The 12824-nt window shown below is 57.9% G+C and carries 14 protein-coding genes and 2 pseudogenes; 6 read left to right on the top strand and 10 right to left on the bottom strand.

The annotated features are described in order from the left end of the window. Positions 1-73 precede the first annotated feature (73 nt). Positions 74-1684, top strand: a complete 1611-nt coding sequence (locus LZG00_17705; GenBank protein MCF3595822.1) for a thiamine pyrophosphate-binding protein — start codon at positions 74-76, stop codon at positions 1682-1684. Positions 1685-1843: 159 nt separating this feature from the next. Here LZG00_17705 and LZG00_17700 read toward each other — a convergent pair whose 3' ends face one another. From LZG00_17700 to LZG00_17665, 8 genes are read right to left on the bottom strand one after another with little or no spacing between them, the layout of a single operon-like run. Further along, positions 1844-2356, bottom strand: a complete 513-nt coding sequence (locus LZG00_17700; protein ID MCF3595821.1) for a DUF3299 domain-containing protein — start codon at positions 2354-2356, stop codon at positions 1844-1846. A 16-nt stretch (positions 2357-2372) separates the two neighbouring features. After that, positions 2373-2885 carry a DUF3299 domain-containing protein gene (locus LZG00_17695; GenBank protein MCF3595820.1) on the bottom strand — a complete coding sequence of 171 codons (513 nt, stop codon included), beginning with the start codon at positions 2883-2885 and terminating at the stop codon, positions 2373-2375. Between the two features lie 19 nt (positions 2886-2904). Next, positions 2905-4155, bottom strand: a complete 1251-nt coding sequence (locus tag LZG00_17690) for an ABC transporter permease (protein ID MCF3595819.1) — start codon at positions 4153-4155, stop codon at positions 2905-2907. Further along, positions 4155-4871 (bottom strand): ATP-binding cassette domain-containing protein, encoded by a 717-nt coding sequence (locus tag LZG00_17685; GenBank protein ID MCF3595818.1) that lies wholly within the window; start codon positions 4869-4871, stop codon positions 4155-4157. Before LZG00_17685 ends, LZG00_17690 begins: the two co-directional genes overlap by 1 nt. A 12-nt stretch (positions 4872-4883) precedes the next feature. Beyond that, entirely contained in the window at positions 4884-5519 is a 636-nt protein-coding gene (locus tag LZG00_17680; GenBank protein ID MCF3595817.1) for a DUF2796 domain-containing protein, read from the bottom strand. Between the two features lie 41 nt (positions 5520-5560). Further along, the gene (locus tag LZG00_17675) at positions 5561-6355 is read right to left on the bottom strand and encodes a metal ABC transporter permease (GenBank protein MCF3595816.1); all 795 of its coding nucleotides are present in this window, start codon (positions 6353-6355) and stop codon (positions 5561-5563) included. After that, positions 6355-7107: a metal ABC transporter ATP-binding protein gene (locus LZG00_17670; protein MCF3595815.1), complete on the bottom strand. Its 753-nt coding sequence runs from the start codon at positions 7105-7107 to the stop codon at positions 6355-6357. The genes LZG00_17675 and LZG00_17670 overlap by 1 nt, the downstream gene beginning before the upstream one ends. After that, positions 7104-7616 carry a transcriptional repressor gene (locus tag LZG00_17665; protein ID MCF3595814.1) on the bottom strand — a complete coding sequence of 171 codons (513 nt, stop codon included), beginning with the start codon at positions 7614-7616 and terminating at the stop codon, positions 7104-7106. Before LZG00_17665 ends, LZG00_17670 begins: the two co-directional genes overlap by 4 nt. Before the next feature lie 56 nt (positions 7617-7672). Here LZG00_17665 and LZG00_17660 point away from each other — a divergent pair, with 56 nt between their 5' ends. The 5 genes and pseudogenes from LZG00_17660 to LZG00_17640 all read left to right on the top strand — a co-directional run bounded on the left by LZG00_17660 (position 7673) and on the right by LZG00_17640 (position 10024). Further along, positions 7673-8689 carry a zinc ABC transporter substrate-binding protein gene (locus LZG00_17660; GenBank protein MCF3595813.1) on the top strand — a complete coding sequence of 339 codons (1017 nt, stop codon included), beginning with the start codon at positions 7673-7675 and terminating at the stop codon, positions 8687-8689. Between the two features lie 212 nt (positions 8690-8901). Beyond that, positions 8902-9000, top strand: a pseudogene (locus LZG00_17655) (hypothetical protein). A 62-nt stretch (positions 9001-9062) separates the two neighbouring features. Next, a complete protein-coding gene (locus tag LZG00_17650; protein ID MCF3595812.1) occupies positions 9063-9314 on the top strand; it encodes a GTP-binding protein in 252 nt (83 codons plus the stop codon). Continuing rightward, on the top strand, positions 9311-9577 hold the full coding sequence (locus tag LZG00_17645; protein MCF3595811.1) for a DUF6525 family protein: 267 nt from the start codon (positions 9311-9313) through the stop codon (positions 9575-9577). Before LZG00_17650 ends, LZG00_17645 begins: the two co-directional genes overlap by 4 nt. A gap of 48 nt (positions 9578-9625) precedes the next feature. Beyond that, positions 9626-10024, top strand: coding sequence for a hypothetical protein (locus tag LZG00_17640; protein ID MCF3595810.1), 399 nt, complete (start codon positions 9626-9628; stop codon positions 10022-10024). A 386-nt stretch (positions 10025-10410) separates the two neighbouring features. Here the strand turns inward: LZG00_17640 and LZG00_17635 are convergent, their stop codons facing one another. Then, positions 10411-11700 (bottom strand): hypothetical protein, encoded by a 1290-nt coding sequence (locus tag LZG00_17635; protein ID MCF3595809.1) that lies wholly within the window; start codon positions 11698-11700, stop codon positions 10411-10413. Positions 11701-11757: 57 nt separating this feature from the next. Continuing rightward, a pseudogene (locus LZG00_17630) lies at positions 11758-12598 on the bottom strand (NAD(P)-dependent oxidoreductase). Between the last annotated feature and the right edge of the window lie 226 nt (positions 12599-12824).

Raw genomic sequence — 12824 nt, 5'->3', positions numbered from 1 at the left:
CTGTCGACCTGGGGCAGCTTGAGGCTGGCGCTGACATAGCCACGACGGGAGTGAACACGAGATGACGGGAAAAATGAAGGTTTATCAAGCGATTGCCCGTGCAACCCGCGACCAGGGGGTTGATACGATGTTTGGATTGATGGGCGACGCCAACCTGTTCATGGTGGACAGCTTTGTGCGGGACTGTGACGGGCGATTTGTCCCCTCGGCACATGAGGGTAGTTCGGTGCTAATGGCACTGGCCTATGCCCATGTCGCGGAAAAGGTTGGTGTTGCGACGGTGACACATGGCCCGGCGCTGACCAATTGCATGACCGCGCTGACAGAAGGCGTGCGCGGACATATCCCCATCGTGCTGCTTGCCGGGGATACACCGGTGGCTAACCCGCGTCATTTGCAAAGCATCGACCAACGTGAGGTCGTCAAGGCCACCGGCGCGGGATTCGAGCAATTGCGTACGCCTGACACCGTTGGCATGGATGTCGCGCGCGCCTTTTATCGCGCACAGGTCGAACGTCGCCCAATCGTGCTGAATTTGCCGTCCGATTTCATGTGGCAGGAAGTGAGTCATACATCTCAAGTACTCGACGTTTTCACCGCACCGGGCGGCGTGGCCCAGGGCGACATTCTCGACGAGGCCATCGGCATGATTGCCTCGGCGCGCCGCCCGTTGATCCTGGCCGGTGGCGGCGCTGTAGGTGCGCGCGATCAGCTGATCCGCCTCGCCGACAGGCTGGAAGCCCCGCTTGCCACGACGCTGAAGGCCAAGGGTTTGTTCAACAAACACCCCTACAACATCGACATTTTCGGCACACTTTCCACCCCGGCCGCTTATGAATTGATTGCCCAATCCGATTGCATTGTCTGTTTCGGAACCGGGTTGCATGACTTCACGACCGATCGCGGTAAGCTGATGAAGGACAAGCGGATCGTCCAGGTGGATATCGAGCCAACCGCCATCGGCGGTGGCCTGCATCCCGACGCCGCACTTGTGGCCGATGCCGGACTGACAGCCGAGACCATACTCTATTGGCTGGATCAGGCAGAGATCGCGCCAAGCGGCTTCACCCGCGAATTGGATATCGAAGTGCTCACGGCCCACCCCGTAGGAGCGGATAAGACAGCCGATGGCTTTGTGAACTTTGTCCAGGCTCTAGAACGACTTGAAAAGGCGTTGCCTAAGAATCGTGTCCTCGTCACCGATGGCGGGCGGTTCATGACCGAAGTCTGGTGCCGCATCTCCGCTCCCGATCCACAAAGCTTCGTTGTCACAGCAAATTTCGGTTCCATCGGGCTTGGCTTGCCGGAAGCCATCGGCGCGGGTGTTGCCGTTCCGGACAGGCCCGTGGTGGTCTTTTGCGGCGATGGCGGCTTCATGATGGGCGGAATCAACGAATTCAACACTGCCGTGCGCCTTGGGCTTGATCTCATTGTCATTGTTGCAAACGACTCCGCCTATGGAGCTGAACATATCCAGTTTCTCGACCGGAAAATGGACCCGAGCCTGACTGAATTCCACTGGCCTTCGTTCGCTGACATCGCCAGATCGCTTGGTGGACAAGGGATCGAAGTCCATTCGAATGCAGAACTCGAAACCGCGCTTGCAGCGATTGAGCACCGGAAGGCCCCTGTTCTCATCGAACTCCGGCTCGACCCGCACGACCTGCCACGTATGCGTATCTGAAGGGCGGTCGTAGGGCTACGCCACCCCTATGTTGAAAACCCTTGGCATGGCGGCCTAATCAATGGCTTTGTTGACGGCATGGATGCGGTAGAACGCAACCTTCGTAACTTACCTCGGCTCTGGTGTTGCGCTTGAAGGGCATCGTGCCGACAGGCTGCCTCAACGCCGGAACGGTTCGATCGCATCGGCCGAAAGCGCATACCCAATATCGGCGAGCCTAGTGCTGGTCGAGGCCGTCCCGAACATCCCGATGACGTTGACCGCCTCGAACAAATCCGTGCTTTTGTAAGGCGTGCCGGTGGTCACAAAAACCAGCTGGTTCGCCGGCGGTGGTGGCACGTGGATACATGCACCAACATAGGGCACCAAAATGAAGGCCGTGACCCCTGCCCCGGTCGTATCCAGCGGAACCATATACCCCGGAATGCGCACGATCTTGCCATTGTAATCGGTGCGGACACCGGAAGATTGCGGCTGCTGCGATCGAACCATCGCCATTTCGTCATGCGGAATGATCCCCATCCCCTGAAGCGTCTGGGTGATGTTCTCCTGTCCGGGCGGGATCAGATCGGACCAGTCGAGATCGATAAAATCTTCGCGGGCCATTGATGCAGCGGGAAGGCCCAACATTGCCGCGAGGGCAGTCATGAACAGGCGCCGATCAGAGTGCATCAAATCCATGGTCAACTTATTTCCATTCATAGAGTTCGATGAGGTCCGCGCGCATGCTATACCCGATGTCGGCCAGATTGGTGCTGATCGGGTCGACCATGATCGTCCCTGTCACCCAAACTGGTTCAAACATCACTTGCGCATTCCACGGGCGCTTTGACGTGACAAACACCAGTTGGTTCGGGGGCGGGGGTGGGACATGGATGCAAGCCCCTGCGTAGGGCACAAGGATGAATTCCGTGACGCCGCTGCCGCTTGTCTGAAGGGGCAACATAAATCCGGGCATTCGCACTTGGGCGCCGTTAAGCGCCGTGACAAAACGGTTGGCATTCTTGTCAAAAACAGGTCGCCAGATGTCATTTGCTTCATCCAACATCCCTTCGCCGATGATCTCGGCAGGCGGAACACCTTCGGGGATAAGGTCGGCCCATCCGATTTGTTGCACGGATCTCGCGGCAACAGGGTTGGCCAGCGCCAGAGCCGACAAGGCGACCAAGCCTGACATGGCCATGCGGCGTGTCGTTTGCATCTGTTCCCTCCTGCTCAAATCAGGTTCTGGCGGTCATCCCATCGCTTAGTGAAAGGCGATAGGCTCTGATTGCGGGAAACAGGCTTGTTAAGGCTGCGGCAACAATGACGCCCCCCACCACAAGCCCCTCCCGCGATGAAAGTGGCTCTATCGGCAAATATAGACCAAATGCGGCATCGACATAAGGCTGCATGACCCACATTCCCCCGTAGAGCAGCAAGATGCCGAACAAGGCTGCAAGGACCGCCATCAACACCGCCTCCAGCATGAGCATACCCATAATCGTCACCGGGCGCGCGCCCACCGCACGCAGGATCGCCATCTCACGGCGCCGCTCGTTCAGGCCCGAGAAAATCATCGCCGCCATGCCCAGCAAGGCGGTGGCCACTACCATACCCGAGACCCCGACAAGAGCCGTTTCCGCAATGCCAACGGTGCCCCAAAGCTCCTGCAATGCGACACCGGGTAGAACGGCCAATAGCGGTTCCTTCGAGTATTGGTTGATGCTGCGTTGCAGGGCAAAAATCTGAAGGCGGGATTTTACGCCGATCATGGCAGCGGTGATGGCGCCAGGGGTCAGATCCATCTGCCGGATTTCATCCGGGGGCGTCATCTGACCGGGAACCTGCGCACCGCTTTGCCAATCGACATGAATGGCCTCGATCGCCTCAAGGCTGACGATCACAGTCCGATCGACCGGCGTGCCTGTCTTGGCAAGGATGCCCGAAACCCGAAACGGCTGGTTATCGTGGCTCACGAAGGACGCAAGACCGTGTGCCACGACTAACGGCTCATCGACCGTATATCCAAGCGTCGCAGCCACGTCGGCCCCGATCACTGCATCGAACAGATCGTCGAAAGCACGGCCCTCGGCGAATTCCAAAGCCCTGCCGCCGCGGTATTTGTAGCGTTCGAAATATTCCGTCGTCGTGCCCATCACGCGGAACTGCCTGTGGCTGTCCCCCAAGGATATTGGTACGATCCAATCTACTTCCGGTCGCGCAGCGATGTCGAGATAGCTGTCCCACGTGACGTTATTGGTCGCGTTGCCGATGCGGAACACCGAATAAAGCAACAGTTGAACTGATCCAGACCGCGCGCCCACAATCAGGTCAGTGTCTGAAATCGTATCACCAAAACTCGCCTTGGCACCGGTACGCACTTTCTCCACTCCCAGGAAAAGGGCAACCGACAGGGCGATTGAAAAAATTGTCAGCCCGACGGTCAGACGGCGCGCGATGAGGCTGCGCAGAGCAAGATGCAACAGTATCATGCGGCGGCCTTGCGGGTGAGAGTCGCAATGTCTTTCATGGAGACACTGCGATCAAAGCGGGTGGCCAGCCGTTCATCATGGCTCACCATTAAAAGCGTCGATCCGGCGACCGCACATTGAGCAAAGAGCAGATCGAGGAAATTCGCCTGCGATCCGGCATCAAGCGCGGATGTGGGTTCATCCGCAATAATCAACGAAGGTGCGCCGATGAGGGCACGTGCAACCGCCACCCGCTGTTGTTGGCCGACGCTGAGGCGGTCCGCAGTGGCGGATGTCACAGCATCCCGCGCGAGACCAAGTGCATCGGTCAGGGTAAGGGCGGCAGCACGTGCATCTCCTGCCCGGGCACGCCGTTCGGGCGCGAAATGCAGCGGCAGCAGGATATTGTCCATGGGCGAGGCGTAAGGCAGCAAGTTGAACTGCTGGAACACGATCCCGATTTTCTCGGCGCGAAAGCGGTCCCGCGTGGCCGCGCGCATTGATGCCATTTCAATGCCGTCAACCCGGATTGAGCCCCGTTGGGCCGCATTGATACCACAGATCAGAGACAGAAGGGTCGACTTCCCCGACCCGCTTTCCCCCAGCAATAATACACGCTCGCCCCGTTTAAGGGCAAAGCCGGGAACGGTAAGGCCGAAAGCATCGCGTCCGGCCCAGAAAAACTCCACCTGATTGAGGCTCAGGGCGTCTTTTGTCGCTGTTGTGTCAGTCACCTCGCATCCTCGTCAGATCAGCCCCGAAAGGTCGACCATGGGAGCTTCGCGCACGACGTCAAAACCTTGCGAGCCTTTGTCAGAGATCATTTGCACATCGACCTCTAGCGCATTCGGGAAAGTTTCAAAGTAGGCGAATTCAATATGGTCGATGGCGCTTGGATCAGTGCAGCTCAACAGATACTCTGCGTGAAATTCGGTATGTTTCGCACCCTCGACTTCTGCGTGATCGTCAGGTTCCTCATGCGCGTGGTTTTCCTCAGCATGGTCCTCATGGGTATGGTCCTTGTGGGCATCGTCATGATCATGATCATGCGCCTCATCCTCCCCGTGATGCTCGTCAATCAGGCCCGCGCTCGCTGAGGTCACTGCGCAACCTGCCGCGGCAGGCAGAACAAAAAGCGACAGCGGCTTTGATAGTTCAGCAATCGCCGCGTCCAGTTTAGCGCGGTCTTCTGCCGTTTTGGCCTCATACTCAAAACCCACGATGTCAGCACCGGGCGCTTCCAGCTCCATCGCGACCTGTGTGCCCTCAATAGCAATATTGAGCGCGGAGTGTCCGTGCTCATGCGCGCCAAGCTCCCGTGTCTCCTGCGCAAAAACTGCGGTGGGAACCAAAAGTGCGAAGATCAATGCTGCGTTTTTCATCGGGGTATCTCCGTGCCGGGTGATGAGCGGAAAGTGGGAAATTAGGTGGACGTGCGAAGGCTTCCGACGATGCTGAGCATTGCAAAAACCAAGGCGGCAACACATACAATGGACGGCCCTGCGGGTGTATCAAATACATAGGCCGCCCGCAGCCCGACCAGTGCCGAGACACTGCCGATGGCTGCCGCCACCACGGCCATGCCTTCGGGTGTGCGGCTTAATGGGCGTGCGGCTGCGGCAGGAATGATCAACATCGCAGCGATCAGCAGAACGCCGACGACCTTGATCGCAACAGCAACAGTAATAGCAAGCGCAAGCGTCAGAACGAGCTGTTCACGCTTGGGGTCGATCCCGCTGGCATAGGCCAAGTCCTCATTCAACGTCGCGGTCAACAGAGCCGACCAGCGCCAGCCGATCAGCGCCACGACCAGCGCCGCACCGCCCCAGATCACCGCAAGATCAGTGCGCGACACGGCCAGGATGTCACCGAAAAGATAGGCCATCAGATCAATCCGGATGCCCGACAGGAACGACACTGCCACCAAGCCAAAGGCAAGCGCCGAATGTGCCAACACACCCAAAAGCGTGTCCATGGCATAGCCACGCCCTGTCAGCAGGTTCACCGTCAGCGCCATGACAAGCGCGATCACCAAGGCACCTGCGAATACCGAGATTGACAGCGCTAACGAGAGAGCAATGCCCAGGATCGCGGCATGTGCCGTCGCGTCGCCAAAATAGGCCATGCGCCGCCAGACGACGAAACAGCCCAGTGGGGCCGCGGCCAGTGCTACACCGACCCCGGCGAGAGTTGCGCGCATCATGAAATCATCCAGCATTATTCGGCGGCCTCTGTTTGGGTATGCCCGCATGTGTCATGCGAATGGTGTTCGTGATCATGATCATGGCGGTAAAGCGCCAGCGCGCCCATCGTGCCCGAGCCGAACAGCGCGCGATACTCGGGCGCAGACGCCACGACCTCGGGCGTGCCTTCGCAGCACACATGACCGTTAAGGCAGATCACTCGATCAGATGCGCTCATCACCACATGCAATTCATGGCTGATCATCAAAACTGCGCAACCCGTCTCGCGACGCACCGTTTCAATCTGTTGATAAAACGCGGCAGAACCAGGTTGATCAAGGCCTTGTGTCGCCTCATCCAAGAGCAATATCTGCGGCTTGCCGATCAGGGCCCGCGCCAGCAAGACCCGTTGAAACTGCCCGCCAGAGAGCCGCGACATCTGCGCCTTGGCAAGATCCGGCACTCCGGCTTGCTTGAGCGCAGCCTCAATCTCGACAGCTGCCACACCGCGCGGCAGGGCAAGAAAACGCGCGACGGTCATTGGTAGGGTCGGATCAATATGCAGCCTTTGCGGGACATAACCCAGCCGGACATTCGCGCCGTGTTTCACCCGCCCCTTTGCGGGCTTCACAGCCCCAATGATGGCGCGCAAAAGGCTGGTTTTACCCGACCCGTTTGGGCCGACGATGGTCACGATCTCACCAGCATCGACGCTCAGCGACACGTTTGAAAGCACGATATTGGCACCGTAGCGGATGCTCAGGTTTTCAACTTCAATAAGGCTCATGCGTCTGCCTTTTCAGCACAGCCGGGGCAGACGCCCTCCGCCTCGACCACTGTGCGTTCAATCCTGAAACCGGTTGCTTTTGCAGCCGATGTCAAAGCGCTGCGGCTGGTTTCCGATTGTGCTTCGGCGACAGAGTCGCAAAGGCGGCAAATCATGAAAGCCGGCGCGTGGATCTGGTCGGGATGTGCACAAGCGATAAAGGCATTAAGCCGCTCGATCTTGTGGGCAAGCCCGTGTGTCACCAGAAAATCAAGCGCACGGTAAGCGACCGGCGGCTGCGATCCAAAGCCTGCATCGCGCAACCGGTCGAGGATAACATATGCCCCAAGCGCCCTGTGCTCTTGCAGCAGTATTTCCAGCACCTTCCGACGCACAGGTGTAAACCGCAACCCGTCATCCGCACAGCGCGTTTCGGCGGCCAACAGCCCATCGGCAACGCAAGCCGCATGATCATGCCGCTCAAAACCGAGAGGGGCTTCGGGAGAAATATTCGAAGGGCCACTTGTCATGTTATTACGTTTCTCGTATGGAAGATGTAATGTTATATAATCACGTGGAAGTCACAATGTCCAGAACACTCCTGCCCATTTCCCTCGCTGCTGCTTTGATCGGCAGCACAGCCTTTGCCGAAGCGCCAAGCGTAGCTGTTGATATAGCGCCTGTCCATTCGCTGGTCGCGCGCGTGATGGAGGGCGTAGGAACCCCGAATCTAATCGTTCAACAAGGCGCCAGCCCGCATGAATACGCACTGCGCCCCTCCGAGGCAACCGCGCTGCAAGAGGCTGATCTGGTCTTTTGGGTGAGTGCGGACCTGTCGCCTTGGCTGGAGGGCGCGATAGATACGCTGGCCGCCGATGCTTCGGCAACCGAACTTTTGGAAACTGACGGGACGATTAGACTGGGTTTCCGCGAAGGCGCATTGTTCGAAAAGCACTCACACAGCGCAGAGGCGCATGACGACGCGGATCATGATGACCATTCCGAAGAGGACCATGATCACGACGACCATGCGGAACACGGCGACCATGATGACCATGATGACCATGATGACCATGAAGGACACGACCATGGCAAACATGATTCTCACGCATGGCTCTCGCCGCAAAACGCCTCTAACTGGCTGAATGTGATCGCAGCCCAGCTTTCGACCGCTGATCCGGACAACGCAGGTACTTACTTTGCAAATGCCGCCGCAGGCCGCGCAGAACTTGACGCGGTAATCACCGAAGTCAATGCGATGCTTGAACCCCTGCGCGGTGGTCGTTTCATCGTTTTTCATGATGCCTACCAGTATTTCGAAAATGATTTCGACTTCCCCGCTGCAGGCGCTATTTCGGTCAGCGATGCCTCTGATCCTAGCCCGGCGCGTATCGCTGAAATCCGCGAGAGAATTTCCGCCGAAGGCATCGATTGCGTTCTTGCCGAGCCGCAATTCAACCCAGGCCTTGTCACAACGGTTCTGGATGGGTCTGATGCGAAAACTGCGGTTATCGATCCCTTGGGTTCCGATCTGGAACTAGGCCCTGCGCTCTACCCCCGAGTCATCCGCAATCTCGCGGCATCGCTTGCGGAATGCCTATAATCCGCAACCTACACCTCTGCTTTAGGGGACGTGCCTCATCAATGACGCCAAGGCACGTCCCCCTTCAGCGCTCATCATCAGCATCGCCGGTGGGCTGATCACAATCCTCAGCATCGGCATATTGCTGCCACACCTGCGATGATTTGCTCTTTTTACACAATATCGTTATGTCATAACATTCTATAAGTATTTGCCCGTGAGTAGACTTCGAAATGACCTCTGACGCTTCACGCACCGATACCCGTTTACCTGTCACTTTGCTGACGGGATTTCTTGGCGCAGGAAAGACCACGCTCTTAAGTGCTGTTCTTCAAGCGACGGGCGGACCCAAGCTTGGCTCGATACGCTGGTCGCACTGCGCGGTCCCAACATTTTGAGAGTAAAGGGGATTGTGTTTCTTGAAGGGATTGGAACGCCCTTCGTCTTCCATGGCGTGCAGCATATCTTTGATCCACCCGTCCCCCTGCTCGACTGGCCCAGCGGCGACCGTTGCTCACGCATCGTGGTGATTGCCCGCGACATGACCCGCCCTGAACTGGCGCGCAGTCTCGATATGCTGCGCGGTCACGCGAGACGCGCTGGTGCTGGTTCTCGACCCGATTTCCGTCCTGAGGATGCAACATGACACGCAATCTTGGTGCAACGACAATAAAACGTCGCCAAAGGGCCGCCGATCCAATGGCGGCCTATGACGCGCTTCCACCTGTCCTGCGTCGTTGGCTCGCCGATGCTGCGTTGCCTTGGTCGCCTGTATCCTGCCGCCGCATTTGGCTCGTCGCACGCGCAAACGGCGACGGTGACGCGGAGGTGCTCGCCCGTCTTGACCGCGCAGAGCGCAAGACGCTCTCCCGCGATCGTTTCACTCAATCCCATCTTGCAAACACTTGATCACCACCCGGTAAAAGGAACACAAACACTCCTCAACTCGCCGCCGCCGTGCACGGTGCACTGGCTATTAACGCCGTGCCCGTCTGGGCCGACGATGGATTGGTCACATGGCGCATCTTCGTCGCAGACCACACCTCGCCGACAATCACAGCCATCGACCTCAATGCGCCAGACCAGTATTGGACGTTAAACGTCGCAGGACCGGCAAAGCTCTATCCGTCGGCAGACAAGGCGCTGGTCGTCGCTGCTCAATCTCACAACGAGCAGGTCGAATTCCTGAGCGGCGGTTTGTCTCCCGACAACCATGGCGATCATGCAGGTATCGAGGTAACCGAGCCAACCCATATCGGCACAATCCAATGGCCGCGCCCGTTCCATATCGTCAACCACAGCGGAGCGGTTGCGATCACCCTCAACAAGGGCCAGCCACGCATCCATCATCGGTGAAAACGCAATTATCAACGGCGATTTGGCCGGGCAGCAGGATCCCATGAGCGTCGCGTATCACGGTTTCGTGGCGGATATGGGGGGCTATCTCGTAAATTCCGTCCCCAAGCAAGAGTCGACGGAGGAAGACAAAGCACCGCCGCGCGTCGGTATCAGCAGCATCAAAGCCGACGGCGCCGATGGGCAAAACGCACCCATGCGCCGGTCCCTTCCGAAGGGAAATCAGGACCGGCGAGACCTATACGTTGTAAAGAGGTCCCAGAACGCCAGCAGTACCGTGAGAGCTATGACCGCTCCAAGATCCAGGCGCGGCACATGGAAAATGAGAATGCCGAGGAAACCTACCAGCACGAGAAACGCGAAGACCGCAATATTCTATTCATTTTTCAATTCCCGTCATCGAGGGTTTCAAGATGTGTCGCCAACCACCGTGCTGTTCGCAGCAGCCGTGCATCATCACCGAGCCGCCCGACAAGCTGCACACCCATTGGCATGCCGTTTTCTGCGGTAAACACAGGCAGTGTGACGGCAGGCATGCCGCTAAGGGTCCATATCCCATTAAACACAGAACTCCCCGTATCGTCCAACCCCTCCGGAGCAGGGCCAAGAGCCGCCGGACACAAGATTGCGTCGCAGCGGGCAAACACTGCATCCATCCCTGCATTGATCAGTTCGCGCCAGTCCAATGCAGCAATATAGTCGCGCGCAAGAACTGATTTCCCTTGGTCAATCGCGGTTTTCAGTTTGTCCGGCATCAGGTCGCGCCCGCGCCGCTCCAACCCATAGTAGCATTTTGCCATCTCGGCAAAATTGATACGCTCGCGGATAGCAGCAACCTCGTCCAGATCGGGCCAGGAGACCTCGAAGCATTGCTCCCCCAACAGGGCAACCAAATCCTCGGTTGCAGCGATCATCTGCGGGTCCGCCTGCTCCCAGCCCGGCAATTTTGCAAACGCAAAAACAGGGCTAACTGGCGCTTTGGATTGGGCGACATCCAGCAAACGTGGCATCGCCACAAGCTCGCTTGCCCGGTCCGCCGGATCATGGCCTGCCAGGATCTCCGCCAGAAGCGCACAATCCTCGACGCTGCGTCCAAACACCCCGACGGTATCGAGAAACGGCGATTGCGGAAGGATACCGGTTCGCGGAATCAAGTCGAATGTAGGCTTAAGGCCGACGATACCACAGAAAGCAGCAGGTCTGATACCCAGAACGCCAAAACGCTTGCTGGTGACCTGCCGTCCAACCATGAAATCGGGTGACCAGAACGTCCATTGTCCGGACCTTACCATCGCGTCACCCTCGGCACCGCGCCGTGCTGCTCCGAGCATGCACAGGATGGCAATCTCAGCCGTAGCATCGGACAGAACGTCTGGCGTGTTCGTAACCACGACCCCTGCCACTTTTGCGGCGGCAAGATCGACATGATCTGTACCCACCGAGTGATTCGCGATTATCTTGAGCCTTGGTCCAATTGCATCGACCACTTCGGCACTGAAGTGCTCTGAATGACAGGGCAGAACCGCGTCCACCTCACGGCATGCCGCAATCAGTTCGTCGCTGGAAACGACCCTGTCGTCGTCATTGAGCACGACATCATAATCATGCGCTGCCCTCTGTTCGACAATTGGTCGCAACCTACGCGTAATCAGCGGTTTGGCTTTGGCGATCTTCATGTCCTTGCATCGGCTGGGGTGTTGATCTGTTTCGGATTACTGATGGGCCAGTGCGTGTTAGCCCATGTATCGCAAGCGTTTGATAAGCGACGATGCACCCCAGCGCCCACCACCCATTTTCTGTACGTCCTTGTAAAACTGATCTTCCAGCGCCGTGACCGGCAGACTGGCCCCCGTTTCATCCGCAGTATCGAGGCAAATGCCCAGAGCCATGCGCATCAAATCTACTGCAAACCCGTGTTAGAATTGATCCGCCAGCATGGTCTCATAGCGGTTCGACATCTGCCAGCTACCTGCGGCTCCCTGGCTGATCACCTCGACCACTGCGGCCCCGTCCAGCCCTGCCTTCTCACCAAAGTGCAGCGCCTCAGACAGACCCTGCACCAAACCCGCAATGGCAATCTGGTTGCTCATCTTAGTGATCTGTCCAGCGCCCGACTCCCCAATCCTTCTGCAGATTCGGGCATAGGCTGCGATTGCCGACTCTGCTGCTTCATACTGCGCGTTGTCGCCACCGCACATCACCGAAAGCACTCCATTTTCTGCGCCTGCCTGCCCACCGGAGACTGGCGCATCGACAAAGCCGATTCCAAGCTTTTTCAGCCGCAGCGAACATCTCACGCGTGACTGCCGCAGGAACTGTGGTGTGATCTACGAAGATCGAACCGGTCGCCATGCCCGCAAAAGCCCCGTCAGGGCCGATGCAGACGTCGCGCAGATCATCGTCATTGCCCACACACGCCGTGACAAAATCAGCGCCCTCCGCCGCCTCCCGCGGCGTGGCGGCCATCGCACCTTGGCGCTCAGCCACCCAAGCTTCCGCCGTGGCCATCGTGCGGTTATAGACTGTGACCTCATGCCCATTGGCAGCTAGGTGCCCCGCCATCGAATAGCCCATTCCACCAAGACCCAAAAATGCCAATTTTTGCCATCGATCATATCCTCCCGCAAACCTCGTTCGTATGATTCTTGTCCAGCTACGGGGATGAATGCGAGCGGGTAGGATAAACTTCTCTGTAGCGACCAACACCTCCGCGCCTTGAAAATTAGGTGCAGGCAGTTCACAGTCCGCCACCACAAACACGTATCACCAAACCTCACGTTCCGCCTGTTTGCGCGATAAA

This window comes from Rhodobacteraceae bacterium LMO-JJ12 (genome assembly GCA_021555075.1).
In the GTDB taxonomy this organism is placed as follows: domain Bacteria; phylum Pseudomonadota; class Alphaproteobacteria; order Rhodobacterales; family Rhodobacteraceae; genus JAKGBX01.
The sequence above is the reverse complement of the archived record's forward strand: the minus strand, read 5'-3'. Positions and strand labels throughout refer to the sequence as shown.